The 24,649-nt window shown below is 70.4% G+C and carries 22 protein-coding genes and 1 tRNA gene; 13 read left to right on the top strand and 10 right to left on the bottom strand.

The window, feature by feature from the left end; translation table 11 throughout:
- Nucleotides 1-2: 2 nt before the first annotated feature.
- A complete protein-coding gene (gene cysK / locus ACESMR_RS12975; RefSeq protein ID WP_373047502.1) occupies nt 3-971 on the bottom strand; it encodes a cysteine synthase A in 969 nt (322 codons plus the stop codon).
- A gap of 86 nt (nt 972-1,057) precedes the next feature.
- Nucleotides 1,058-1,486 (bottom strand): RrF2 family transcriptional regulator, encoded by a 429-nt coding sequence (locus tag ACESMR_RS12970; RefSeq protein WP_373047501.1) that lies wholly within the window; start codon nt 1,484-1,486, stop codon nt 1,058-1,060.
- A 145-nt stretch (nt 1,487-1,631) separates the two neighbouring features.
- Here ACESMR_RS12970 and ACESMR_RS12965 point away from each other — a divergent pair, with 145 nt between their 5' ends.
- Nucleotides 1,632-2,135, top strand: coding sequence for a GNAT family N-acetyltransferase (locus ACESMR_RS12965; RefSeq protein ID WP_373047500.1), 504 nt, complete (start codon nt 1,632-1,634; stop codon nt 2,133-2,135).
- A gap of 186 nt (nt 2,136-2,321) precedes the next feature.
- On the opposite strand, the gene ACESMR_RS12960 is transcribed toward ACESMR_RS12965, so the two are convergent.
- The 4 genes from ACESMR_RS12960 to ACESMR_RS12945 form a co-directional block, all read right to left on the bottom strand.
- Nucleotides 2,322-2,582, bottom strand: a complete 261-nt coding sequence (locus ACESMR_RS12960) for a MoaD/ThiS family protein (RefSeq protein ID WP_373047499.1) — start codon at nt 2,580-2,582, stop codon at nt 2,322-2,324.
- Complete coding sequence (locus tag ACESMR_RS12955; RefSeq protein WP_373047498.1) at nt 2,579-3,667, bottom strand: WD40/YVTN/BNR-like repeat-containing protein; 1,089 nt, start codon at nt 3,665-3,667, stop codon at nt 2,579-2,581. The genes ACESMR_RS12960 and ACESMR_RS12955 overlap by 4 nt, the downstream gene beginning before the upstream one ends.
- A gap of 96 nt (nt 3,668-3,763) precedes the next feature.
- Nucleotides 3,764-4,123, bottom strand: coding sequence for a YdeI/OmpD-associated family protein (locus tag ACESMR_RS12950; protein WP_373047497.1), 360 nt, complete (start codon nt 4,121-4,123; stop codon nt 3,764-3,766).
- Nucleotides 4,116-4,541: a VOC family protein gene (locus ACESMR_RS12945; protein WP_373047496.1), complete on the bottom strand. Its 426-nt coding sequence runs from the start codon at nt 4,539-4,541 to the stop codon at nt 4,116-4,118. The genes ACESMR_RS12950 and ACESMR_RS12945 overlap by 8 nt, the downstream gene beginning before the upstream one ends.
- A 95-nt stretch (nt 4,542-4,636) precedes the next feature.
- Here ACESMR_RS12945 and ACESMR_RS12940 point away from each other — a divergent pair, with 95 nt between their 5' ends.
- A complete protein-coding gene (locus tag ACESMR_RS12940; protein WP_373047495.1) occupies nt 4,637-5,353 on the top strand; it encodes a helix-turn-helix transcriptional regulator in 717 nt (238 codons plus the stop codon).
- Nucleotides 5,354-5,389: 36 nt separating this feature from the next.
- On the opposite strand, the gene ACESMR_RS12935 is transcribed toward ACESMR_RS12940, so the two are convergent.
- Nucleotides 5,390-6,355: an AraC family transcriptional regulator gene (locus ACESMR_RS12935; RefSeq protein WP_373047494.1), complete on the bottom strand. Its 966-nt coding sequence runs from the start codon at nt 6,353-6,355 to the stop codon at nt 5,390-5,392.
- Between the two features lie 116 nt (nt 6,356-6,471).
- On the opposite strand from ACESMR_RS12935, the gene ACESMR_RS12930 reads away from it, so the two are divergent.
- Nucleotides 6,472-7,140, top strand: coding sequence for an NAD(P)-dependent oxidoreductase (locus ACESMR_RS12930; RefSeq protein ID WP_373047493.1), 669 nt, complete (start codon nt 6,472-6,474; stop codon nt 7,138-7,140).
- Nucleotides 7,141-7,250: 110 nt separating this feature from the next.
- Here the strand turns inward: ACESMR_RS12930 and ACESMR_RS12925 are convergent.
- The 3 genes from ACESMR_RS12925 to ACESMR_RS12915 form a co-directional block, all read right to left on the bottom strand.
- Nucleotides 7,251-7,326, bottom strand: a tRNA-Phe gene (locus ACESMR_RS12925).
- Between the two features lie 46 nt (nt 7,327-7,372).
- Nucleotides 7,373-7,777, bottom strand: a complete 405-nt coding sequence (locus tag ACESMR_RS12920) for a two-component system response regulator (RefSeq protein WP_373047492.1) — start codon at nt 7,775-7,777, stop codon at nt 7,373-7,375.
- A gap of 151 nt (nt 7,778-7,928) precedes the next feature.
- Nucleotides 7,929-8,561, bottom strand: coding sequence for a TetR/AcrR family transcriptional regulator (locus tag ACESMR_RS12915; protein ID WP_373047491.1), 633 nt, complete (start codon nt 8,559-8,561; stop codon nt 7,929-7,931).
- Between the two features lie 248 nt (nt 8,562-8,809).
- Here ACESMR_RS12915 and ACESMR_RS12910 point away from each other — a divergent pair, with 248 nt between their 5' ends.
- From ACESMR_RS12910 to ACESMR_RS12865, 10 genes are all read left to right on the top strand, one after another.
- Nucleotides 8,810-9,505, top strand: coding sequence for an HAD family hydrolase (locus tag ACESMR_RS12910; RefSeq protein ID WP_373047490.1), 696 nt, complete (start codon nt 8,810-8,812; stop codon nt 9,503-9,505).
- Nucleotides 9,502-11,103, top strand: a complete 1,602-nt coding sequence (locus ACESMR_RS12905) for a lactate racemase domain-containing protein (RefSeq protein WP_373047489.1) — start codon at nt 9,502-9,504, stop codon at nt 11,101-11,103. Before ACESMR_RS12910 ends, ACESMR_RS12905 begins: the two co-directional genes overlap by 4 nt.
- A gap of 5 nt (nt 11,104-11,108) precedes the next feature.
- On the top strand, nt 11,109-15,806 hold the full coding sequence (locus ACESMR_RS12900; protein WP_373047488.1) for an AMP-binding protein: 4,698 nt from the start codon (nt 11,109-11,111) through the stop codon (nt 15,804-15,806).
- Nucleotides 15,806-16,903 (top strand): NAD-dependent epimerase/dehydratase family protein, encoded by a 1,098-nt coding sequence (locus ACESMR_RS12895; protein ID WP_373047487.1) that lies wholly within the window; start codon nt 15,806-15,808, stop codon nt 16,901-16,903. The genes ACESMR_RS12900 and ACESMR_RS12895 overlap by 1 nt, the downstream gene beginning before the upstream one ends.
- Nucleotides 16,904-16,975: 72 nt before the next feature.
- Complete coding sequence (locus ACESMR_RS12890; protein ID WP_373047486.1) at nt 16,976-17,380, top strand: VOC family protein; 405 nt, start codon at nt 16,976-16,978, stop codon at nt 17,378-17,380.
- A 197-nt stretch (nt 17,381-17,577) separates the two neighbouring features.
- The gene (locus ACESMR_RS12885; RefSeq protein WP_373047485.1) at nt 17,578-19,653 is read left to right on the top strand and encodes a prolyl oligopeptidase family serine peptidase; all 2,076 of its coding nucleotides are present in this window, start codon (nt 17,578-17,580) and stop codon (nt 19,651-19,653) included.
- Nucleotides 19,654-19,817: 164 nt separating this feature from the next.
- A complete protein-coding gene (locus tag ACESMR_RS12880) occupies nt 19,818-20,252 on the top strand; it encodes a hypothetical protein (RefSeq protein WP_373047484.1) in 435 nt (144 codons plus the stop codon).
- On the top strand, nt 20,249-21,916 hold the full coding sequence (locus tag ACESMR_RS12875) for an ATP-binding protein (RefSeq protein WP_373047483.1): 1,668 nt from the start codon (nt 20,249-20,251) through the stop codon (nt 21,914-21,916). The genes ACESMR_RS12880 and ACESMR_RS12875 overlap by 4 nt, the downstream gene beginning before the upstream one ends.
- Nucleotides 21,909-23,141, top strand: a complete 1,233-nt coding sequence (locus tag ACESMR_RS12870) for a serine/threonine-protein kinase (protein WP_373047482.1) — start codon at nt 21,909-21,911, stop codon at nt 23,139-23,141. Before ACESMR_RS12875 ends, ACESMR_RS12870 begins: the two co-directional genes overlap by 8 nt.
- Nucleotides 23,138-24,643 (top strand): protein kinase domain-containing protein, encoded by a 1,506-nt coding sequence (locus tag ACESMR_RS12865; RefSeq protein WP_373047481.1) that lies wholly within the window; start codon nt 23,138-23,140, stop codon nt 24,641-24,643. The genes ACESMR_RS12870 and ACESMR_RS12865 overlap by 4 nt, the downstream gene beginning before the upstream one ends.
- The last annotated feature ends 6 nt before the right edge of the window (nt 24,644-24,649 follow it).

Here is a 24,649-nt window from a genome sequence, read left to right as displayed (position 1 = left end):
GATCAGGCCGGGATGTCTTCGAAGAGGATGCTCGAGAGGTAGCGCTCGCCGGCGTCGGGGAGGACGGTGACGATCCGCTTCCCCTCGTTCTCCGGGCGCTGGGCGATGCGGAGCGCTGCCGCCACCGCAGCACCGGAGGAGATGCCGCAGCTGATCCCCTCCTCGCGGTGGAGGCGGCGGGCCATCTCGATCGCCTCCTCGTTGGTGACGGGCTCCACCGCGTCGACGAGATCGAGGTCGAGGACCTCCGGCTTGAAGCCCGCGCCCAGGCCCTGGATCTTGTGCGGCCCCGGCTTCGGCTCCTCGCCACGCTTCAGCGCGCCGAGCACCGGCGAGGCGGCGGGCTCCACCGCCACCAGCTGCACCGGGTGCTTCTGCTCGTGCTTCAGGTAGCGGCCGACGCCGGTGATGGTGCCGCCGGTGCCGACGCCTGCAACGAAGATGTCCACCTGCCCGTCGGTGTCCGCCCAGATCTCCGGGCCGGTGGTGCGGAAGTGGACCTCGGCGTTGGCCGGGTTGCTGAACTGCTGGGGGACGAAATAGCGGTCCGGATCGGCGGCGGCGATCTCGGTGGCCCGGGCGATCGCGCCCACCATGCCCTTTGCGCCTTCGGTGAGGACGAGGTCGGCGCCGAAGGCACGGAGCATGCGGCGCCGTTCGAGCGACATCGTCTCCGGCATGGTGAGGATGAGGGGATAGCCACGGGCGGCGCAGACGTAGGCGAGGGCGATGCCGGTGTTTCCGCTGGTGGGCTCCACCACCACCGTCTCCTTCGAGCCGCGGACGAGCTTCCCGGCGGCCTCGGCGGCGTCGATCATCGCGGCGCCGATGCGGTCCTTCACCGAGTAGGCCGGGTTGCGGCCCTCGATCTTTGCGACGATCGAGGCGCGGGCCCCCTGTGCGATGCGCTGCAGCGCGACGAGCGGCGTGTTGCCGATGCTGGCGCTGTTGTCGCCGTAGATCCGTGCCATCTCTCGTCTCCTGGGTGGTCAAACCCTATAGGGTTGGTAGGGTATTGCTCGTGCGGATGGGCGGCGTGGGGCCGCCCGCTCGAGGTTCAGATCGCGAAATCGAGGGCTTTGACCGGTCGGCTCCGGTCGACCAGGTCCTGGAAGGTGATGCCGTCGTAGACGTCGGCGAGGGCCTGCTCGGCCGCGGACCAGACCGCGGCGAGGACGCCATCGAGGGCGGTCGGCGCCTCGCCACCCTTGCACTTCAGCGGCGAGAGCGGACCCTCGACGAAGCGGATGATCTCGCCGAGGGTGAGGCCCCGGGGCGGCCTGGCGAGGAGGTAGCCTCCCTCGGCGCCGCGGCGCGACTCGACGAAGCCGCCGCCCTTGAGCTGGCCGAGGATCGCCTCGAGAAATTTGGCGGGAATCCCCTGCCGTTCGGCGATCTCGCCGATCTTCACGGCGATGCCCGTCGGCGCCTGCGCCAGCTCGAAGACCGCCCGGATCGCGTAGTAGCATTTCTGCGAGATGCCCATCTCACCATCCCGATAGGATCGATGGGGATTGTCGCGGCGAGACGGGCTCGTGTCAAGGCGATGTGCCGGTCGCTGCGCTTGGCGGTGGCGGTCCGGTGCGCGAGGATCGTGGCCCGTGGCCCGTTGCAGGGCCGGAGCCGATTCGATGACCGAGAGACTCACCATCCGCCGCGCCGAGCCCGGGGACTTTGCCGCCGTGCAGGCGATCTACGCGTCGCCGCGTGCGCAGGCCGGCACGCTGCAGCTGCCCTTTCCGTCGCTCGACCTGTGGCGCCAGCGGCTGCAGACGGTCGATCCGAACGCACACGTCCTGCTGGCATGTGCGGGTGACGACGTGGTGGGGCAGTTGGGCCTGCACGTCTCGCCGCATCCCCGCCGCCGCCACGTGGCCCAGCTGGGCATGGGCGTACGCGACGACTGGCAGGGCCGCGGCGTCGGCTCGGCCCTGCTGCGCGCCGCCGTCGAGCTGGCCGATGGCTGGCTGCAGCTGCGCCGGATCGAGCTCGAGGTCTACGCCGACAACGCCGCGGCGATCGCCCTCTACACCCGCGCCGGCTTCGTCGAGGAGGGGCGCCACCGCGACTTTGCCTTCCGCGACGGCGCCTACGTGGACGCCCTCTCGATGGCGCGGCTCCGCCCGACCGGTTGAGCTGGCGCCCACGCGCCGTCCGGTGTGACCCGGATCGAGCGAGCCTTCCGGGCATGTCATCGAAGTCCCACCGATCCGCGCAATTCTCATTGTTCTCGCGTCGGGATCAGCGGATTCGCACGACCGTTCCGTCGCATCCGTTCAACGCCGGCAAGGCTGCAGCGCCCGATATGGATCCCACTCGAATCAGCCGCCGCTGAGGGCGCAGACGATCATCAGCTCGTCCGTCGGCTCGACGGGGTGATCGAGGCGGCGCACCAGCTCGGTGCCGACGAAGAAGTTGATGTGCGGGCGCACCCGGTCCTGCTCGTCCACGATGCGGAAGCGCAGGCCCGGAGAACACTCGTCGAGCGCAACCAGCACATCGCCCAACGTCGCGCCGGCTGCCTCCACGGTGGAGCGACCGTCGGTGTACGAGTGGAGTGGCGACGGGACGAGGACCTTCACGCCGCCTCCACCGCCACGATCGCCGGCAGGTGCGCGGCGAGGCAGCGCCAGCTCTCGCCCTCGTCCTCGCTGGCCCACACCTCGCCCGAGGTGGTGCCGAAGAAGAGCCCCACCGGATCGCCGTCATCCACCGTGAACGCCTGGCGAAGCACGGTGAACCATCCCTGCGCCGCGGGGAGGCCGCGATCCTGCCGCTCCCAGCTCCGGCCCGCGTCCCGGGTCCGGTAGACCGCCGGCCTGCCGCCGACGCTGGTGCGCGGCCACACGCTGGTTCCGTCCATCGGGAAGACCCAGGCGACGTCGGGATCGCGCGGGTGGACGACGATCGGAAAGCCGATGTCGCCGATCTCCCGCGGCATGTTGTCGCCGATCCGCACCCAGTCGCGTGCGGGAAGGTCGAGCCGGTAGATGCCGCAGTGGTTCTGCTGGTAGAGGCGGTCGGGGCGGGCGGGGTGGATGACGACGCAATGGGGATCCTGGCCCCACGCCGGCGCCTCTTCGGGAAGGAAGTCGGCAGCGACGCCGCCGTTCAACGGGCGCCAGCTCTCGCCGCGATCGCTGCTCTCGAAGAAGCCGCCGGTGGAGAGGCCGACGTAGAGGTGGGCGGGGTCGCGCGGATCCACCAGCACCGAGTGCGTGAGCTCGCCGCCCGGCGTGCCGCCGATGCGGGCAGGGGTTTTGCCGAGCTCGTCGCGATGGGCGAGAAATCCCGCGACCGGCTCCCAGCTCTCCCCGCCATCCTCGCTGCGGAAGAGCCCGTGGGGCGCGGAGCCCGCGTACCAGCTGCCCGGCTCGTCGCGGTGGCCAGGGGTGAGCCAGAAGACCGCCTCGACTGCGCGCGACGTTCCCGCGGGGAAGGCCGGGGGGCGCCGCGCTTCCTGCCACGTCGCGCCCCCGTCCCCCGAGCGGAAGACGGTGGGCCCGAGATGACCCGTGCGCACACCGGCGAGCATCGTGCGGCGGTCGCGGGGATCGAGCACCCCGTGGTCGACGATCGAGCCGAAGAAATGCGGCCCTTCGAGCTTCCCGCCACCGGGGCGCAGAAACCACGCGCCCTTGCGGGTTGCGACCAGCAGCTTCTCCACGGAGTGCCCTCCCTTTCGGAAGCTGGAAGCGTGCCGCACGGAGAGCAGGGCGTCCACTCCACCGGTGCGGGAGGGCGGACGCTCGACCGCGCCCCTTCAGACCGGCCAGCGACCGTCTGCTCGTGCGCGGCGCACTTCCTCCTCACCGCCCGGGCGCATGCGGCCCTGTGCGGTGAGCGCTGCGACCTTGCGCACGTTGAGGAGGGACCAGGCGCTCCGTCGCCGGCGGGGCACGTACTTCTGGAGGTACCAGGTCTCGTCGAGGCCCTTGCGCTGGCCGGAGATCCAGCCGAAGCACAGCCCCACGTCGACGGCCTCGTCGCTCGTGATCGACGGGATGCCGCTCTTCTGCTTGGCGATCTTCAACCACACACCTGCCTGCTCCGCGGCATGAACCTCGAGCCACCGCTCGAACGCGCCGGCGGAGGGGAAGACGATGATCGGTGCGTCAGCCATGCCGGCCTCCGAGCACATCGAGGTAGTGGCGGTTGAACATCAAGCCCAGCACGTTCCCGAACGGATCGATCACCGAAACGGTCACGAACCCGGGGCCGCGTTCGCGAACGCCCTCCAGCTCGGTCGCGCCCATCGCCAGCACGCGCTCGAACGTGCCCTGCACGTCGTCGACGTGCCAATAGACGACGGCGCCGCCGCGCTCCGTCGCCAGGCCCGGCGGGGCGAAGCGCCGATCGATGATCCCGAGCTCGTGCTGGTAGTCGCCCACGCGGAACTCCACGTAGCCGGGCCCCCGTCCGGCGGCCTCGCTGGTGAAGTAGGGCGGTGCGCCGAGCAATTCCGTGTACCAGCGCGTGGCCGCCGGCAGATCGGCGGCCCACAGGCTCAAGGTGCAAACACCACGCAAGGTCGTCGTCATCGCGTTCTCTCCGTGTCCGGTCGGGCGGGTGGGCTCCGGTGCCCATGCATGTGACTCTGGATCCGAAAGGTGACAAACTGGGTCACCTTTCGACGATGCGAGAACCTCTCTCCGATCGCCTCGACCGCACCCTCGGCCTGCTGGCGTCACGTCCATCCTGGACTGCGCCCGAGCTGGCAGCAGAGCTGGGCGTCTGCGTGCGCACCGTCCGGCGGGACCTGGCCCGGCTCGCGGCGCGGGGCGTTCCGATCGAGTCGGAACCGGGGAGAGGTGGCGGACTCCGGGTGCCTCCACGGAGCGGACTCGGGCGGGTTCCGCTCAACGTGCAGGAGACGCTCGACCTGCTCCTCGCCCTGGCGGTCGCCGAGAGCCTCGGCTCGCCGCTGATGCTCACGACGGTGAAGGCCCTGCGGCAGAAGCTTTCGGCAGCCTTCCCGCCGGAGGAACGCCAACGGATCGCCGGGCTACGGAGACGGATCCTCGTGGGCCCCACGTCGCGCAGGGTCGAGGCCTCGTGGGCGCCGCCGCCCCGCGGCATCGCTCGCCCGGTCCAGCAGGCATTCTTCGAGCAGCGCACCCTCGCGCTCACCTACCGGAGCAACCAGGGACGCACCCAGCGCGTGGTCGAGCCGCACTACCTGCTCGTGAGCTGGCCGGCCTGGTACCTGCTCGTCTGGGACCATCTCCGCGGCGCACCCCGCATGCTCCGCATGGACCGCATCGAAGCAGCCACCGTCGAGGACGCGGCCTTCCGGGTCCAATCGCTCGCGTCGATGAACACGACGCTGGGCGACGTCTTCGGCGCCCTCTGAGAGGTCCACTCTCTCCCAGCGATCCGGCTGCGGGGGCTACGACGTAGACTTGCCTGCACGCCGCACGGCTCCGGGCGGCAGTCCCGTCAGGCGTTTGAACGCGCGGCTGAATGCCGCTTCGGAGCGGTAGCCCGCGCGCTCCGCGATCGCTGCGACGGTTGCATGGCCCGCGGCGAGCTCCGCGCTCGCGACGCGCATCCGCATCCGGGCGAGATACCGCATCGGTGGCTCACCCACGAGCTCCTCGAAGCGAGCCGCAAAAGCGGACCGCGACATCGCTGCCACCCTGGCGAGACCGGCGACGGTCCAATCGCGAGACGGATCGCCCCAGAGCGCGGCGAGCGCCGGGCCCAGCTTCGGGTCGCGGAGTGCGCCGAGCCAGCCGCTCCGCGCGGCAGGGTCCACCTCGATCCATTCCCGGATCGCCTGGACCACGAGCACGTCCGCGAGTCGCGTGACGATCGTCTCTCCACCGGGCCGAGGTGCCTTCGACTCCGCGGCCATGAGCGCGAGCGTCATCTCCATCGAGCCACCGTGCGCCGCCGCACGTGGCTCGACGTGCAGGACCGGTGGCAGGGACCTCTCGAGCTCCGCGCCCACCGTGGCGTCGAGCTTCACCACACCGCAGAGCAGCGTCGCGCGCGGCCCGTCGCCGCCATGGCGCAGCACCGCGTACCGGTCCGTCTGCAGCTCGTGCGGCAGCTCGACCACGTTGGGCGCCGCGACCCGACGAGCGCTGCGGATGCGATGGCCGCGCCCGTGGGGAACGAGCGCGAACGACCCGCGCTCGAGTTCGTGTACGGCGCCGTCCACCTCGAGCAGCGCACGCCCTTCGTTGACGCAGTGGAACCACATGCAGCCGGGCATCGGCGGCAGGAAGAGTCCCCAGGGGGAGCCCAGCTCCGAGTGGCAGTAGAAGGTTCCGCTCACGCGCACGAAATGCAGCACCCGCGCGAGCGGATCGGTCGAGTCGAATCCCGGCGGGTCGGCAATCGCAGGCACGGCAGCACCTCTTGCAGGGCATCCGGATTTCTGGACGGATGAGCATGAGAAGCGGACGTCCCATCATTCTACATCCAGGGGGACGCGCCTAGGCTGGACGCGAAAAGGAGATACCCATGTCCCAGCAGTCCAGTCGACCCATGCGCATCGCCGTCATCGGCGCGAGCCGCGGCAGCGGCCGCGAAACCGTGGGCGCCCTGCTCGCGCGCGGCCACGAAGTCGTGGCTTTCGCGCGCGATCCGAGCACCATCCCGGCAGCGCCCCGGCTCACGCTCCGGCGGGGCGACGCGCTGCAGCCTTCCGACCTGGACGGCTGCGTGGCCGGATGCGACGCCGTCGTCGTCACGCTCGGCATCCACGAGAACCCGCTCGCCGTGCGGCTGGGCATCCGGCGCACGCCGATCGACGTCCGGTCCAGGGGCACCGCCAACGTGATCGCAGCCATGCAGCGGGCCGGCGTCCGCAGGCTCGTCGTACAGACCACGTACGGGATCGGGAGCAGCAGGGGCCGTTTGAGCTTCGGTTGGTCCCTCGCCTTCGCGCTGCTGCTGGCTCCCCAGATCGAAGATCACGAGCGCCAGGAGGAGCTGGTACGCGCGTGCGGGCTCGAGTGGACGCTGGTGCAGCCGGTGGGCCTGGTCGACAAGGACACGGGGCGGCCCGTGATGACCTCGCTTACCGGAGAGGTGCGGAGCATGGAGGTATCGCGGTCGCGGCTCGCGAGCGTGCTCTGCGCCGCGGCCGAGGGGGCCTTCGTCGGCGAGGTCGTGGCGGTTTCGTCCTGACCGGCGTTGCGGGAGCGGTCGCCGTCCTCGCCCGATGAGCCGGCCGAGCGACTCCGCGTGCAGGCGCGAAAAGGAAAAGGGCCGACCCGGAAAAACCGAGTCGGCCCTCTTGGTGCCCAGAGCCGGAATCGAACCAGCGACACGGGGATTTTCAGTCCCCTGCTCTACCGACTGAGCTACCTGGGCGCAGCGGGTTGAAGCGCGGCGGATTTTGCCGATTCGCCGCCGGGTGTCAACCGGGATTCGCGTCCGGCGCGACATTTTGCTGCGGTGCGAGCTCGCAGAAGCGCGCGACCATCGCGCGGAGCTCGCCGAGTGCGAGCGGCTTGCGCAATAGCATCGCCACGTCGATCGGTTCGCGGCGCGCGTTGTCCTCGGTCGAGATCAGGATCACCGGGATCGCGGCGAGGGCGGGGTCGGCGCCGAGGCTCTCCCGGAAGCGCCAGCCGTCCATCACGGGCATCAGCAGGTCGAGGAGGATGAGCCGGGGACGAAAGCCGAGGCGGAGCCACGTCAGCGCCTCCGCCCCGTCGGCTGCGGGGATCACGTCGTAGCCATCCGCCCCCAGCGCCTCACAGAGGACCGCGCGGAGATCGGGGTCGTCGTCGACGACGAGGATGATCGGCCGTTCCGTCATGCGGGGACTCGACTCGGGTCACGGGCGGGTGGCCGCTCGTGGGCGCCTCCCATACATCCCATTGGAGAATTTGCAGGGATAGTCAGCCCATCCGGTCGGCGCAAGTGGGGAGGCATGTCCGAACGGGGCTGCGACCTCCGCCCACCACACGCTAGGTGCGGCTGCGGGCGAGCGACCCCGCGAGCACCACGAGCTGCGCCTCGGCGTAATCGAGGTCCGCAGGGTGCTGGGTCGCCGCCGCCAGCCCCGCCCGGCTCGCTGCCCGTGCCTCCCGGTGGTGGGCGAGCAGGGTGAGCCAGGCGAGCCCTGCCAGTCGCCGCGCCGCCTCGCGGCTGCCGCCGTCTGCGGCGAGCGCGGTGGCCAGCGTGAGCAGCAGCGCGTCGAGGGTGGCGGTGCTCCGCCCCTGCTGCACCGCCGAGGCCCGGGGCACGCTGCCGCTTGCGTCGAGGAAGACGGAGAAGGTGGCGGGCAGCACCCGAGCCACCTCGTCGAGGCCGCGCCGCAGCGCCCGCACCGCTGCGGGGCCGCGCTCGCCGGTGACCCGGCGGGCGAGGGCGCGGGCGATCTCCTCGGCGGCGCAGGTGACTGCCTCCGCCCAGAGGTCGGCCTTGTCGCGAAAGTAGAAGAGCAGCCCCTGCTTGCTCATCGCCGCGTCGTCGGCGAGGGCATCGAGGCGCGCCTCGGCCCAGCCCTCCTCGGCGAAGCGCTCGAGGCAGGCACGGGCGATCTCCTGGCGGCGGCGCTCGCGGCGCGCGCTGCCCCGGTCCTGCTCCTCGAAGGCCATTCGGGCATCTTACCAATGGTCAGCCGACCTACCATCGGACTGGGCCCCATCGGGAGCGAAGTTCTGTCGGCTGCCAGACAACACATCTCGCAAGATGCCGGAATCACTGGAACCATCCCGTCGATGCCGCGGCGCGGCGCGAAAGGGCCTGCACAGGTGCGAACGCGAGTCGCGTTGACTTTCGGTCGCCGGCAGGGATTTAGGAGTGCTCCGATTCCACGGTCCTGGAGGGAGGGGCCCGGGTACCCATGCACGCTTCCGTACCGCCCGCACCGAACGCTGCCCGGTCCGCTGCCTTCTACGACGTGGACGGCACGCTGGTCCGGACAAACGTGGTCCACGCCTTCGGCTTCTACGCCGCCAACCGCGGCCGCCTCGTCGAGTCGGCGCTGCGCACCGCCGTGCTCGCCGCAGGCGTGCCCGCCTTCTGGCTCGCCGACCAGGCCTCCCGCGCCCTCTTCAACGAGCTCTTCTACAAGCAGTACAAGGGGCTCACGAAGGACCGCCTCGTGGCCCTCTCCGAGGAGCTCTTCGAGCGGGTGCTGAAGCCTGCGATCTTCCCCGGCGCCGAGGAGATGGTGGAGCGCTGCCGCCAGACCGGTGCGCGGCAGGTCCTCGTCACCGGCGCCATCGACCTGACCATCCTGCCCCTGGCGCGCCACTTCGGGATGACCGAGGTGATCGCCAACCGGCTCGAGTTCGTCGACAACGTGGCCACCGGCCGCGTGATCAAGCCCCTGCTCGCAGGCGCCACCAAGGCGTCGGCGGTGCGCGACTACTGCGCGAAGGAGGGGCTCGACCTCTCCGCCTGCTGGGGCTTCTGCGACTCCTACGCCGATTATCCGATGCTCGCGGTGTGCGGCAGGCCCACCGCGGTGAACCCCGATTTCCGGCTGCGCCAGATGGCGAAGTCCCACGATTGGCCGGTGGTGGATCTCAAATGAGGCTGGCACGAGAGCTCGAGGCACCCGAAGTCGTCACCATCGACAAGGGCAGCGCCCCCCGCATCCTCCACTACGGCGAGGACTTCCTCCTCGAGGACCTGCCGGTGGGCACCCGGGTGATCTACCCGAAGCAGCCGATCGCGGGCCTTCCCAACCCGCGCGCCGCGATCCGCTGGGCGATCAACCACCCGCTCGGCTGCGACCCGCTCCCCGCGCAGCTCAAGCCCGGGATGAAGGTCACCATCGCCATCGACGACATCTCGCTGCCGCTGCCCGGCATGGCGCGGCCCGATCTCCGGCAGACGATGCTCGAGATCCTCCTCGAGATGCTCGCCGATCACGGCGTCGAGGACGTGCACATCATCATCGCCATCGCGCTCCATCGGAAGATGACGGCTGGCGAGGTGGAGCGGATGGTGGGCCCGAAGATCTTCCGGAGCCACTGGCCCGAGAAGCTCTACCACCACGACGCCGAGGATCCGGACGCCATCGTGGAGATCGGCACCACCCGCCACGGCGAGCCGGTGCGGATCAACCGCCGCGCCGCCGACAGCGACCTGCTCATCTACGCGAACATCAACTTCGTGCCGATGAACGGCGGCCACAAGTCGATCGGCGTCGGCCTCACCGATTACAAGGGCCTCAAGGCCAACCACAACCCCCAGGCGATCCGCGGCACCCAGTCGTACATGGATCCCAAGGGCCCTTCCGAGCTCCACCGCTCCTTCGATCGCATCGGTCACATCGTCGAGCGCAAGCTCAACGTCTTCAAGATCGAGACGGCGATCAACAACCGCATGTACGGCGGCCCGATGGAGTTCCTCGGCAAGAACGAGGACGACTTCACCGAGTCGGATCGCCTGAAGTTCCAGGCGCTGAAGTGGACCCTCTCGAAGACCCCGCGCGCGATGCGCCGCGAGGTCTTCATGCGGGTGCCCGCGCCCTACGAGCTCATCTCGGTCCACGCCGGCAAGACCGAGCTGGTGCACGAGAAGATCCTCGAGAAGAGCTACGAGCAGTACGCGGTCCAGGTGAAGGGGCAGGCCGACATCCTCATCCACGGCATCCCCTTCATCACGCCCTACAACGCCAACTCGACGGCGCTCAACCCGCTGCTCGTGCAGGTGATGGGGCTGGGCTACCTCTTCAACCTCTTCCGCGGCAGGCCGCTGGTGAAGAAGGGCGGCGTGCTCATCCTCACCCATCCCTGCTCGGACGCCTTCGACACCAACCACCACCCGAGCTACGTGGAGTTCTTCCACCGCGTGCTCGCCGAGACCCGCGACGCAGCGGTCCACTCGGCGAAGTACGAGGAGGAGTTCGCCACCAACCCGGCCTACATCGAGATGTACCGGCGCGGGAACGCCTTCCACGGCGTTCACCCCCTGTACATGTGGTACTGGGGCGAGAACGGCCGCCAGCACGTGGGCAAGGTGATCGTGGTGGGCGCGGACAACGCGCACGTGCCGAAGATCCTCGGCTGGGAGCGCGCCGCCACGCTGGCGGAGGCGATCGCCATGGCCCGCAGCGAGATGGGCCGCAGCGCCCAGATCACCATGGTGCACAACGCCCCGGTCGTCCTCGCGGACGTGGAGTGATTCACATGTCCACCACGCTGGCAAAGGGCGTCGCCGCTGCGGCGCCCGTCGCGGACGCGTTCGATTTCTCGGTGACGGAGAGCCTGCGCGGCAAGCGCATCCTCTTCACCGGGGCCACCGGCTTCGTCGGCAAGGTGGCGCTCTCGATGCTCCTCGCGCGCTTCCCCGACATCGGCAAGGTCTACGTCCTCGCCCGTCCGGGCATCTCCACCTCCGCCGCGGATCGCTTCTACGGCAAGGTGGTGGTGGCGCCGCCCTTCGATCCCCTGCGCGCCCAGCTCGGCCCCGACTTCGATCGCTTCCTCCGCGCGAAGTGCGAGCCCATCCCCGGCGACGTGTCGAAGAAGTGGTGCGCCTTCTCGGAGGAGCTCCTCGCGCAGCTCACCGGCAACGTCGACGTGCTGGTCAACTCCGCGGGCCTCGTGGACTTCAACCCGACGCTGGAGGCTGGCATCAACGCCAACGCCCTCGGCGCGCTCCACGTCGCCGAGACGGCGAAGCGCATCGGCGCCAGGCTCCTCCACGTCTCCACCTGCTTCGTCGCCGGCAACGCGCCGGGCCACGTGCCCGAGGATCCCGACATCGTCGGCTACTTCCCCAAGCGCGAGCAGCGCCCGGGTGAGACCTTCGATCCCTTCGTCGAGATCGAGGACTGCAAGGCGACGGTCGAGCGGCTCAAGGCGATGGGCGACGACAAGGCGCTCCTCTCCGAGTTCCGCGCCAAGGCGCTCGAGCGCCTCCACGACGAAGGCCGCGACGAGCACGACCCCAAGGCGATCCGCACCGGCGCGATGCGCGAGCGGAAGATGTGGGTGACCGAGCAGCTGATCCGCGCCGGCGCCAACCGCGCGCAGGAGTGGGGCTGGCCCAACACCTACTGCTACACCAAGAGCCTGGGCGATCAGGTGATCGACGCCTTCGCCAGGAAGGAAGGCCTCGACTTCGCCATCGTCCGCCCGGCGATCGTGGAGAGCTCGCTGCGGTTCCCCTTCCCCGGCTGGAACGAGGGTTTCACCACCACCGCGCCCCTCACCTTCCTCGCGATCAAGGGCCACCGCACCTATCCTGCGAAGAAGGGCCTCATCCTCGACGTGATCCCCGCCGATCACATCGCCGCCGGCATGATCGCGGTGACCGCGGCGCTCGCCGCCGGCAAGGCGGAGAAGGTCTACCAGCTCGGCACCTCCGACTCGAACCCGCTCACGATGGAGCGGACCATCGAGATGACGGGCCTCTACCGCCGCCGCCACTACCTGGCGAAGGCGGAGGAGGGCGACAAGCTCAAGAACGAGATCCTCGCCCGGATCGAGCCGCAGTCCGTCAGCGCCGATCGCTACCGGCAGACCTCCGCGCCGCAGCTCGCGAAGCTGGCGAAGAACATCGGCTCCTTCCTCGACGAGGTGAAGCCGAGCTGGGGTGCGCCCCGCATCGCCGCCGCCATCGACAAGGTGCAGGAGGAGCTCGAGCTCGCCGGCAAGCGCGCCCAGATGGCGGACATGATGTTCGAGATCTTCATGCCCTTCGTCTGGGAGAACTCGTACATCTTCTCCTCGAAGAACATGCGTGCGCTCTACGCCCGCATGGATCCCGCGGATGCCGCGCGGATCCCCTGGGATCCGGACGGCTACGACTGGCTCTCCTACTGGCTCGACGTCCACCTGCCAGGCCTGGCGAAGTGGGTCTACCCGAACCTCGAGGACGAGTTCGGCGTGAAGATCCGCAAGAAGGGCGTGCCGGTCTACCGCGACCTCTGGGAGCTCCTCGAGGCCCGCACCCGCCGCCACCCGGGCAAGGTGGCGATGCGCTGGCTCCGCAAGGACGGCAGCGCCGACCGCTACACCTGGGGCCAGCTCCGCGATCGCGCGGTGCGCGCCGCCTTCTACCTCGCCGCCGCGGGCGTGCAGCCCGAGGATCGCGTGCTCCTCCTCGCCGAGAACCGGCCGGAGTGGGGCATGGCCTATTTCGGCGCGATCAAGGCGGCGGCCACGGTGGTGCCGGTCGATCACCAGGCGAGCCGCGAGGAGATCGAGAACGTGGTGCGCTCCGCGCAGGCCCGGGCGGTGATCGCCTCGCCCGCGGCGCGCGAGCGCCTCGGCCTCGACGAAACGCTCGAGGGCGCGCAGGTCCTCGGCCTCGAGCAGCTCTTCTCCGCGCCGCTCCCGGCGGTGGAGGAGGGCGTGCTCGCGCCGCGGGATCCCGCCCACCTCTCCTCGCTGATCTTCACCTCCGGCACCACCGGCAAGCCCAAGGGCGTGATGCTCCACGGGCGCAACTTCACCGCGCTGGTGGCGAAGCTCTCCGCGGTCTTCCAGCTCGGCGAGCGCGACGGCCTGCTCTCGGTGCTGCCGCTCCACCACACCTTCGAGTTCACCGCCGGCTTCCTCGTGCCGCTCGCCTGCGGCGCGGAGATCGCCTACATCGAGGAGACCACCGCCGACACCCTGGGCGAGGCCTTCGGCACCGGCCGGATCACCGCGATGGTGGGCGTGCCCGCGCTCTGGCAGCTGCTGCTCCGCCGGATCGAGAGCGGCCTCGCCGACAAGGGGCTGCTAAAGGGCGCCAAGGCGCTGCAGGGGTTCTCGCGCAAGCTCGAGGAGCGCACCGGCTCGCGCCTCCACGCCAAGGCGGCCTTCTTCCCCATCCACCGGAAGTTCGGTGGCCGCCTGCGCTACCTGATCAGCGGCGGCTCGGCGATGCCCCCCGAGATCTACAAGGCCTTCCAGGGGATGGGCTTCGAGATCTTCGAGGGCTACGGCCTCACCGAGGCCTCGCCGGTGCTCACCGTGCAGGCCCCCGGCGACAACCACGCAGGCCACGTCGGCAAGCCGCTTGCCGGGATCGAGGTGAAGATCCACGAGCCCGACGATCACGGGGTCGGCGAGGTGATCGCCAAGGGCCCGACGATCATGGCGGGCTACTGGAACGACGAGACCGCCACCGCGGAAGCGCTGCGGGACGGCTGGCTCTTCACCGGCGATCTCGGCCGCTTCGACGACGAGGGCCACCTCGTCATCGTCGGCCGCAAGAAGGACGTGATCATCGACGCCAACGGGAAGAACGTCTATCCCGACGAGCTCGAGGATCGCTACGGCGCGACGCAGCTGGTGAAGGAGCTCTCCATCGTCGGCCTGCCCGAGGGCAGCGGCGGCGAGAAGGTCGCCGCGCTGGTGGTGCCTGCGTACCGCGAGGACGAGAGCCGCGAGGAGACGCGCCGGAAGATCGAGGCGCATGTCCGCGACGTCTCGCTCCAGCTGCCGCTCTACAAGCGGATCAAGGTGCTCCACTTCCGCGAGACCGATCTCCCCCGCACCGCCACCCGCAAGGTGAAGCGGCCGGTGGTGGTGGAGGAGCTGCAGCGCCTCGAGCGCGTGCGTGCAGGAAGCCGCAAGGGCGCGGTCGCCGACGGCAACGCCTGGCTCACCGATCTCGTGGCGCGGGTCTGCGAGCAGCCGCGGGAGAAGGTGACCCCGGAGGCGCGGCTCGAAGGCGATCTCGGCTTCGACTCGCTGATGTTCACCGAGCTCTCCGCGCAGCTCGAGGACGCAGGCGTGCGGCCGCCCTCCTCGGAAGAGGTGATGGCGGTGGCCACCGTGGGCGACCTCGCCCGCAAGGTGGCGGAGTGGCGCCGCGGCGGCAGGCCGCAGCAGGCGCCCGTGCACACGCCCCGCGAGAGCACCCGCGCCACCCGCAAGCCCTCGCTCTTCGGCTCGCTCCTCGACGCGCTCCAGCCGGCGATCGATCAGGTGCCGGTGCTCTCCTCCGCGGTGGCGATCGCCCGCACCGAGGGCGTGAAGTTCTTCGACGACCTGGTGCCGCCGGCAAAGCCCCCGCGCAAGGCCGCCGAGCCCGCGGAGGCCGAAGGGCTCGAGCTCCCCGACCTGGTGGTCGCCGCAGGCAAGGGCGCGCTGCGCACCGGCCAGAAGGGGCTCTACGAGCGGCTCTTCGACACGAAGATCTACGGGCGGGCCCACGTGCCCCAGCACGTGAACTTCCTCGTGGCGGCGAACCACGCCAGCCATCTCGACATGGGCCTGGTGAAGCACGCCCTCGGCGATCAGGGCGAGAACCTCGTCGCCCTCGCGGCCCGCGACTACTTCTTCTCGAGCCGGCTCCGTCGCACCTACTTCGAAAACTTCACCCACCTGATCCCGATGGATCGCCACGGCTCCCTGCGCGAGTCGCTGGCGCTCGCCTCGCGCTCGCTGCAGCAGGGCAAGAACCTGCTCATCTTCCCCGAGGGGACGCGGGCGCAGGACGGCACGATCAAGGACTTCAAGGGGTCGCTCGGCTACCTCGCCCTCACCAACAAGGTGGGCATCCTGCCCGTCTACCTGGACGGCACCTGGGAGGCGATGCCCAAGGGCGCGGTGCTCCCGAAGACGCGGGATCTCGGCGCGCGGATCGGGCCCTTCCTCTCCTACGAGGAGCTCGCCGCTGCGGTGGACGGGCTGCCGCGCAGCGAGCAGCACCGCGAGGTGGCGCGGATCGTCGAGGAGGCGGTGCGGGCGCTGGCGGAGGGACGGCCGGTGGTGAAGCCGCAGCCTCGGCGCAAGCCCGAGGCCGCCACGCCCGCCGAGACGGCGGAGGTGCAGGTCGAGGCGATCGCCGCAGCGGCGGAGAAGCAGCCCGCGAACCGCGCCGTGCCCGCCAGGCCGAAGCGGCCCACCAGCCGCAACCGGCAGGCGAGCAAGGAGACCAAGTGATGGGCAGGATCCTCGTCACCGGTGGCACGGGCTTTCTCGGCAAACACCTCCTCGCCATGCTCTCCCGCCGCGGGGAGAAGGTGCGGGTGCTCTCCCGCGCGGCGACGCCGGAGCTCGACGAGCTCGGCGTCGAGGTGATCGCCGGGTCGCTCCTCGACGAAGAGGTGCTGGCGAAGGCGTGCAAGGGCGTCGAGCGGATCTACCATCTGGCGGGCCTCGTTTCCCGGGACCCGGACGCTGCCGGCGAGATGTACCGGCTCCACGTGGACGGCACGCGCCTGCTCCTCGACACCGCGCACGCGGCGAAGGTGAAGCGGGTGGTGGTGGCCTCCACCTCCGGCACCATCGCGGTCTCGAAGCGCGAGGAGGAGATCTCCACCGAGGAGAGCCCCTTCCGCTACGAGCTGGTGCGCGACTGGCCCTACTACCTCTCGAAGATCTACCAGGAGAAGCTCGCGCTCGCGTTCGAGGGGATGGACGTCCTCTGCATCAACCCCTCGATCCTCTTCGGGCCCGGCGACACCCGCCTCTCCTCGAGCGGCGACGTGCTCAAATTCCTGAAGCGCGAGATCCCGGTGGTGCCCTCCGGCGGCATCAACTTCGTCGACGCCCGCGACGCCGCGGCAGGCGCGATCCTCGCGATGGAGCACGGCAAGGCGAAGAGCCGCTACCTCCTCGGCGGCCCCAACTGGACGATGCAGGAGTTCTTCCTGCGCCTCGGCCGCGCCAGCGGCGTGCGCCCGCCTGCAGCGCGGATCCCCGATGCAGCCGCCCGCCTCGGCGCCCGGATCGTCGACGGCCTCTACCGCCTCGGCGGCCCCGAGCGCCGCGCGCCCGTGGATCCGGTGAGCGTCGAGATGGCCCAGCACTTCTGGTACTGCGACTCGACCCGGGCCCGCACCGAGCTCGGCTGGGAGCCGCGGGATCCGATGGAGACGCTGGACGACACCGTCGCGTTCCTCCGGGAGCGCTTCCTCGGCGGCGCCCCGCGGCCGGAGAAGGCGCCCTCCTTCCTCGAGACGCTGGTGACCCGGATGGGCGACGAGCCCGCGGCGCCGGCGCCGAAGCAGCGGCGGGAGCGGCGCACCAGGCCCTGACCCCGGGCGGGGCGTGAGAATCCGGGCGCGCCGCCGTCGCAGCGATGCGACGATGGCGGCCTGGAGGAAGAGATGACCCGCCTCGACAGCCTCACGCCGCTGCTCATCGTCGACGCCATCGAGCCGCAGCTCGTCTTCTGGTGCGAGCGCCTCGGCTTCAACCGCACCGAGGAGGTGCCGGACGACGGCGCGATCGGCTTCGTCATCCTCGAGAAGGACGGCCACACGCTGATGCTCCAGAGCCGGCGCAGCGTGGAGAAGGACGAGCCGAAGGCCCTCGCCGGCGGCATGCCCCGCGGCCACCTCTTCCTCGTGGTGCAGGAGCTCGACGAGGTGATCGGCTCCCTCGAAGGCTACGAGCAGGTGATGGAGCGCCGGACCACCTTCTACGGGATGGCCGAGGTGGCCTACCGCGACCCTGCCGGCAACTGGATCACCTTCGCCCAGCAGATGGCCACCACCATCGGTCCGGGGTAGGCGCCTTTCAGGAATTTCCAGTCATCGCCACCAGCACGGCTGGTCGTGTAGATAGGACCGGACGGGCCAAAAACACCGGGGCCGCCCGATTGCCGGAAGGATTTGCCCCCGCTCGTGCGTCCCTTGCTTTCAGGGGGCGCCCGCCGTGGGCCATCGCGGCCGGCCCCGCGTCCACCGGAAACACGAGAGAGGGAACGATGCGCATTCGACTGCCCCTGCTCCTGGCGCTCGCGGCTTCGCCCGCGACGGCGCTCGCAGCAGGTCCCGTCACCGAGAACCTCCACGGCTACGCCGTGACCGACGCCCACCGTGCCCTCGAGTCCGACGCCGGCGCGAAGGGCTGGATCGACCGGAACAACGCAGCAGCCGAGGCCTTCTTCGCGAAGCTGCCCGGCGACCGTGCTGCGATGGAGAAGCGGATCGACGCCCTCTCGCAGGTGGGCGGCGTCGCCGGCGCCTCGGTCCACGGCGACAAGACCTTCTTCACCAGGCGCACCGGCGATCAGGAGCAGCCCATCCTCTACGTGCGCGACGGCGCCGGGAAGGAGACGCGCCTCGTCGATCCCATGCAGCTCGACAAGGTCGGCAAGGTGGCCCTCGACTGGTACTACCCCTCGCCCTCGGGCAAGCAGGTGGTCTACGGCCTCTCGCGCGACGGCTCCGAGGACTCGGTCCTCCACGTCCTCGACGTGGCCACCGGCAAGCAGGTCGGCGAGACGATCCCCTATACCCGTCACGCCTCGATCGCCTGGCTGCCGGACGAGTCGGGCTTCTATTACACGCGCTATCCGAAGGGCGACCGCTACAACCGGCACGTCTACTTCCACCGCCTCGGCAGCGATCCGGCGAAGGACGCCTACGTCTTCGGCAAGCAGAACCAGAAGACCGACTGGGTCGACGTGAAGCTGACGCCGGACGGCAAGCGCCTCTTCGTCAACGTCTCGAAGGGCTGGGCGGTCTCCGAGATCTGGATGCTCGAGCGGGAGAAGAACGACCTGCAGAAGGTCCTCCCCGCAGAGCTGAAGGCGCTCTTCGCCGAGCCGACCTTCATCGACGGCCGGATCGTGGTGCGGACCAACCACGAGGCGCCGAAGTTCCGCGTCGTCGCCGTCGATCCGAAGAAGCCGGCGCCGCAGCACTGGAAGACGCTGATCGCGGAGGGGGCGTGGCCGCTGGACGGCATGGCCTTCGTGGGCGGCAAGCTCGCGGTGGTCCGTCTCGAGAAGGCGGTCTCCAGGCTCGAGCTCTACGGCAAGGACGGCAGGAAGGCCGGCGACGTGAAGCTGCCGGACCTCGGCACCATCTCCGGCGCCGACGGGGAGGAGAAGGGCGATCGCCTGGTGATCACCTACGCCTCCTTCCTCCGGCCCCCCGGTCTCTACGAGATCGACGTGAAGAGCGGCAAGCTCGCCGAGCTCGCCACCGTGCCCGCGCCGGACGTCTCGAAGTTCGTGGTCGAGCAGCTCGACTACCCGAGCTTCGACGGCACCCCGGTGCCGATGTTCGTGCTCCGCCGCAAGGACGTGCAGCCCACCGGCGAGAACCCCACGCTCCTCACCGGCTACGGCGGCTTCAACATCTCGCTCTCGCCGCGCTTCAGCCCCTCGGCGCTCTACTGGGTCGAGCGGGGCGGCATCTTCGCGGTGGCCAACCTCCGCGGCGGCTCCGAACTCGGCGAGGAATGGCACGACGCCGGCCGCCTCGCCAACAAGCACCAGGTCTTCCGCGACTTCGAATACGCGATGCGCCACCTCATCCGCTCGAAGTGGACGAAGCCCGCGAAGCTCGCCATCACCGGCGGCTCCAACGGCGGCCTGCTCATGGGCGCGATGATGACCCAGGCGCCGGAGCTCTTCCGCGCCTGCGTGGGCCGGGTCGGCCTCTACGACATGATCCGCTTCGACGAGTGGCCGCCCGCCGAGCTCTGGGTGGACGAATACGGCTCCGCGAAGAACGCCGACCAGGTCGGCTACCTCCTCGGCTACTCGCCCTACCACCAGGTGATGCCGGGTGTTTCCTACCCGGCCTTCCTCGGCCTCACCGCCAGGGCCGACACCCGCGTCACCTGGATCCACACGGCGAAATTCGTCGCCGCGCTCCAGGAGGCCCACGCCGGCACCGCGCCGATCCTCTTCCACCTCGAGGAGAAGGCGGGCCACGGCGCCGGCAAGGGCCGGTCGGACCGGGTGAAGGAGGAGGTGATGATGTTCCAGTTCATCGACTCCCAGCTCGCCGGTGACGCGCAGAAGCTGAAGGCGCCTGCACGTCGTTAGTCGAAGAGCGAGCCGCAACGACGAAGGGCACCCGGCTTATGCCGCGGTGCCCTTCGTCGCTCGCGGCTCTTCTCTCCTGGTGAATCCGGCGCCTCCTTCGCGGTGGGTGGCTTGTCGCACATCGGCTCCGCATGGGAACGTCGCGGAACGTTCTGGGGGGAACCATGGAAAAGAAGCCCGATACGAGTGGGTGGACGCCGGTCGGCTCCACCTCGAAGTGCGATTGCTACGCAGTGACGCCCTGGCTGGCGGTGATGGTCCCGCACCAGGGCATGCGCGATACCGCCGAGTCGGCGCGGGAGCAGGTGGAGTGGCAGGACGCCTATTGGGCGCGGCTCGGCCATCCCGGCTGCTTCGCGATCTACATGGACAACATCGTCGACCAGGACGCGGGCGCCCGGGACGTCTACGCCGAGGAGACCCATGGGTCGATGACGCTCTGCTACGCGCTCATCGGCAGCACGTTCTGGGGGCGGGCCATCGCCGCGGTCTACACGGGGCTGAAGCGGCCGCCGATCACCACGCGCTTCTTCGCTACGCTCGACGACGCGATGCCCTGGCTCGAGTCGATGGCGCGCGCCGCGCGGAGCACCGGGTGATCGATCGCAACCAGGAGATCGTCGACGTTTTGATCCGCCTCTCGCAGGGAGACATGACGGCACGCCTCCAGCGGAGCTACGACCGCGGCGTCGACGACGCGATCGCCTATTGCGTCAACCTCCTCGCCACCGAGTTCGAGCGGCTCCTCGCCGAGCGCGAGCAGAACGTGCGAGCACAGCGCAACGTCCTCGAGGCCACCCTGGAGGCGCTGCTCGACCCCGTGCTCCTCGTCGATCCCGCGGGGCTGGTGCTGCGCGGCAACCGGGCGGCGTCGGCGCTCTTCGGCCTCGGGGCGGAGGCCTTGCCGGGCACCTCCCTCGTGGCCCTGGCGACACCGGACGAGAGCGCCTTTGCCGCTGGACTCGCGGCGCACGTCGAGCGCGAAGCCGTGCGCGATCGGGAGACGGGCTTCCGGATCGCCGAGGGGCACACCACACTCCCCGTGAGCGCTTCCGCCTACCGTGACGCAGAAGGACAGGTCCGGGGCATCGTGGTGGTGATCCGCGACGACCGGGATCTCCGCGCCGCCCGCGCCCAGCTCCAGATGACCGACCGCCTGGCCGCGATGGGGACGATCGCCGCCGGCGTCGCCCACGAGATCAACAACCCGCTGGCCTTCGTGATCTCGAATCTCGAATTCCTCGCGGAGGAGCTCGACGAGAAGCGCCTGGCGCCGTACGGGGAGGACGCCACCGAGCTCCGTGCGGCCCTCGAAGCCGCGTGCAGGGGAAGCGAGCGGGTGCGCCAGATCGTGCAGGACCTGCGGACCTTCTCGCGCGCCGACCGGGACTCCTTCCGCCCCGTCGACGTGAACCAGCTGATCCACTCCACGATCTCGATGCTCGACAACGAGATCCGCCACCACGCCTCGGTGCGCCTGGACCTCGGCACCATTCCCCACGTCGAGGCGAACGAGACCAAGCTGGGCCAGGTCTTCCTCAACCTGATCCACAACGCGGTGCAGGCGATCCCACCGGGCCGCGTCTCCGAGAACTCGATCCGGATCACCAGCGGAACCGACGCGAAGGGGAACGTCGTGGTCTCGGTGGAGGATACGGGGCAGGGGATCGAGCCGGGGCACCTCGACCGGATCTTCGACGCCTTCTTCACCACCAAGCCGGTGGGCGTCGGCACCGGCCTCGGGCTCTCGATCTGCCACCAGGTGGTCACCAAGCTCGGTGGCACCATCTCGGTGGCGAGCGTGGTGGGGCAGGGGACGATCTTCAAGGTGGCGCTTCCGCCCTCGCAGCAGCCGGCGGCGACCAGCGGCTCGGCGCCGGAGGTGGCCAGCGAGAGGCGGCGGCGCATCCTCGTGATCGACGACGAGAACGAGGTGGGCCAGTCCGTGCGAAGGATCCTCCGCCGCCACCACGACGTGGACGCGGTGCAGCGCGCGGACGCGGCGCTGCGGCTGCTCGCGAGCACGAGCTACGACGTGATCCTCTGCGACGTGATGATGCCGGAGATGACGGGCATGGAGTTCTTCGAGCGCCTGCAGCACGAGCGCCCCGAGCTCACCAACCAGGTCGTCTTCATGTCGGGCGGCGCGTTCAGCCCGGAGGCGCGGGCCTTCCTCAACGCACAGAAGGGGCCGAGCCTCGAGAAGCCCTTCGAGGCGCGGGCGCTCCGGACCTTGATCGACGAGGTCGTCGGGGATGGATGAGGCGCCCGCCAACGGCGGCCTGGCGGGGCTCGATCCCGTGCTTCTCGCCGAGGCGCTGCTTCTCTCCCTCGATCGCGGCCAGCTCGCCGCCGTCGAGGTGCGCCCCGATGCCAGCGGGTTCCAGGTGGTCGGCGAGAGGGCCGGGAGCGACTTGCTGCTCGATGTGCTGCCGCTGCCGCTCGGCGACGCCCTCGCCGCCAGACTCGCGCTTCTCGCCGGCCTCGATATCGCCAGGGAGGAGGAGCAGCTCGGCCGCATCCGGACCCGCCGGGCCGGGATCAGCCACGCCGCCGAGCACCTGATCTCCATGCGGCGTACGGACGCTGGCCGCAGCGTCGAGGTGCGGGCGCTGGTGACGCCTTCCCTTGCGAGCGCTGGCTCCGGCCCGGCCAACCGATCCCTTGCGACCTACGAGCTCCGGGACGAGATCGGCAGGGGCGGCATGGGTGTCGTCTACCGGGGCGAGCACCAGGTGCTGCAGAAACCCGTCGCCATCAAGGTGCTCCATCACGGCCTGGTGCGCGGCGCCGAGGCGGCCACGCGGTTGATCATGGAGGCGCGCGCCGCCTGCCGTGCGCGGCATCCGGCGATCGTCGACGTGAGCGACATCGGCCGCCTGCCGGACGGCCGCACCTTCCTCGTGATGGAGCTGGTGGAGGCGCCAACCCTGGACGTGGTGCTCGCCGCGGGGCCCCTGCCGGTGGCGCGCGTCCTCCGGATCGCCGCGCAGCTCGCCGGCGCCCTCGTCGCCGCAGCGGAGGCCGGCGTGGTGCACCGGGACATCAAGCCGGGCAACCTCTTCCTGCTGCCCGGTGATCGGGTGAAGGTGGCCGACTTCGGCCTGGCGCGGATCCGTCGGGACGCAGGGGATTCGAGCAGCCCCGGTGGCGTCGCCGGCACCGCCTGGTACATGGCGCCGGAACAGGCGGCGGGGCTGCCCGCGGACGCCCGTTCGGATCTCTACGCGCTCGGCGTGGTGATGTTCGAGATGCTCACCGGCAGGGTGCCTTTCGACGGCGACGCGCCGGCGGCGGTGTTCGCCGCCCACAGGAGCCGCGCGGTGGGTGCCATCGTCGGCCCCGAGGGGCTGGTGCCCCCAGCGGTGGACGCGATCGTGCACCGGGCGCTGGAGAAGGATGCCCGCGACCGCTTCGCCACGCCTGCGGCGATGCTCGCTGCGATCGAGGCGGCTGCGTCGACCCTCGGCGGGGAGGGGGCAGCGTGAGCGGCACGCGGACCGTGCTCGTCGTCGACGACGAGCGGGACGTCGTCGACGCCCTCCGCCGGGCGCTCCGGGACGCGGACCGCGAGGTGCTGGGGTGCACCCGGCCCGCGGACGCCCTGGAGATCCTCGCGCGGCGCCACGTCGATCTGGTGATCGCCGACCTCGACATGCCGGAGATGCACGGGCTCGAGCTGCTCCGACGCATCCGGCGCGACCATCCGGACGCGACCCGGATCGTGCTCACCGGCCGCCCGGATCTCGACAGCGCGCTCGAGGCGATCAACCACGGAGAGGTCCATCGCTACCTCACCAAGCCCTGGCAGCTCGTGGCGCTCCGGCAGACCGTGGATGCCTGCCTCGAACGCCTCGAGGAGTCTCGGCGCGCCGCCGACGCAGCGCGCCGGGCGTCGCTGCGCATGGCGCTCCGCGAGCAGCTGGAGCTGCTGCACCCGGGGATCACCCGGGTGGAACTCGAGGAGGGAGCCGTTCCTCTCGACCCCGGCCGTATCGACGCTGCGTGGACGTTCCGCGATCCGGTCGCCACCGCACCGGACGTCCACTGGCGCAACGTGGCGCAGAACGGGATGGCCCTGGTGCCGCCGCACCTCGAGGCGCTCTCCGGCACGACCCTCGAGCGGCGCTTCCGGCTCGAGGAGCCGATTGGCAGCGGCGGTTTCGGCGTGGTCTACCGCGCGGTGCAGCTCTCGCTCGAGCGCCGGGTGGCGGTGAAGTTGCTCCGCGCCTCCGCGGCGGAAGGCACGCACCTCGAGCGCTTCCGGATCGAGGCGCTCTCGAGCTGCAGGGTGGTCCATCCCAACGCGGTGACGGTGCTCGATGCAGGCGTGGGCGACGGCGGCCTGGCCTACCTGGTGATGGAGCTGCTCAGCGGCGAGACCTTGTCGCAGCGCCTCCGGCGAGGGGAGACGCTGCCTTTCGACGAAGGGGCGCGCATCGCCGGGGACGTCTGCGCCGCCCTCGCCGTCGCCCACGCGTCCGGGATCGTCCACCGGGACGTCAAGCCCGCGAACGTCTTTCTCCACCGGGGGCCGGAAGGGCCCGTCACCAAGCTCCTCGACTTCGGGATCGCGACCCTGGCCTCGGCCCGCGCCGCCAGCACCCACGGCCACCTCCTCGGCACGCCCGCGTACATCGCGCCGGAGCGGGTGGCGGGGCGTGCCGCTGACGGCAGGGCCGACGTCTACAGCGTCGGGGTGCTGCTCTACGAGGTGCTCTGCGGCGCGCGCCCGCTGGAGGCACCGAGCCCCTTCGAGCTCTCCCGCCAGCATCTCGTGGTCCATCCGCGGCCGCTCCACGCCATCGATCCGTCGGTTCCGGCGCCACTCGACCAGCTGGTGGCGCGCATGCTGGCGAAGGATCCCGCCGAGCGGCCCACTGCTGCCGAGGCGGCAGCCTCCCTGCGGGATCTGGCGAGCTGGTTGCCGGCAGCGCACATGCGCCGGGCCTCCCTCGCGGCGAGCCTCGCCACCCGGAGCGAGAGATAGGGGACT

Origin of the sequence: Vulgatibacter sp., assembly GCF_041687135.1 — a bacterium.
Taxonomy (GTDB): domain Bacteria; phylum Myxococcota; class Myxococcia; order Myxococcales; family Vulgatibacteraceae; genus JAWLCN01.
Note: the sequence above shows the minus strand (reverse complement) of the source record. Positions and strands in the feature narration are given on the sequence as shown.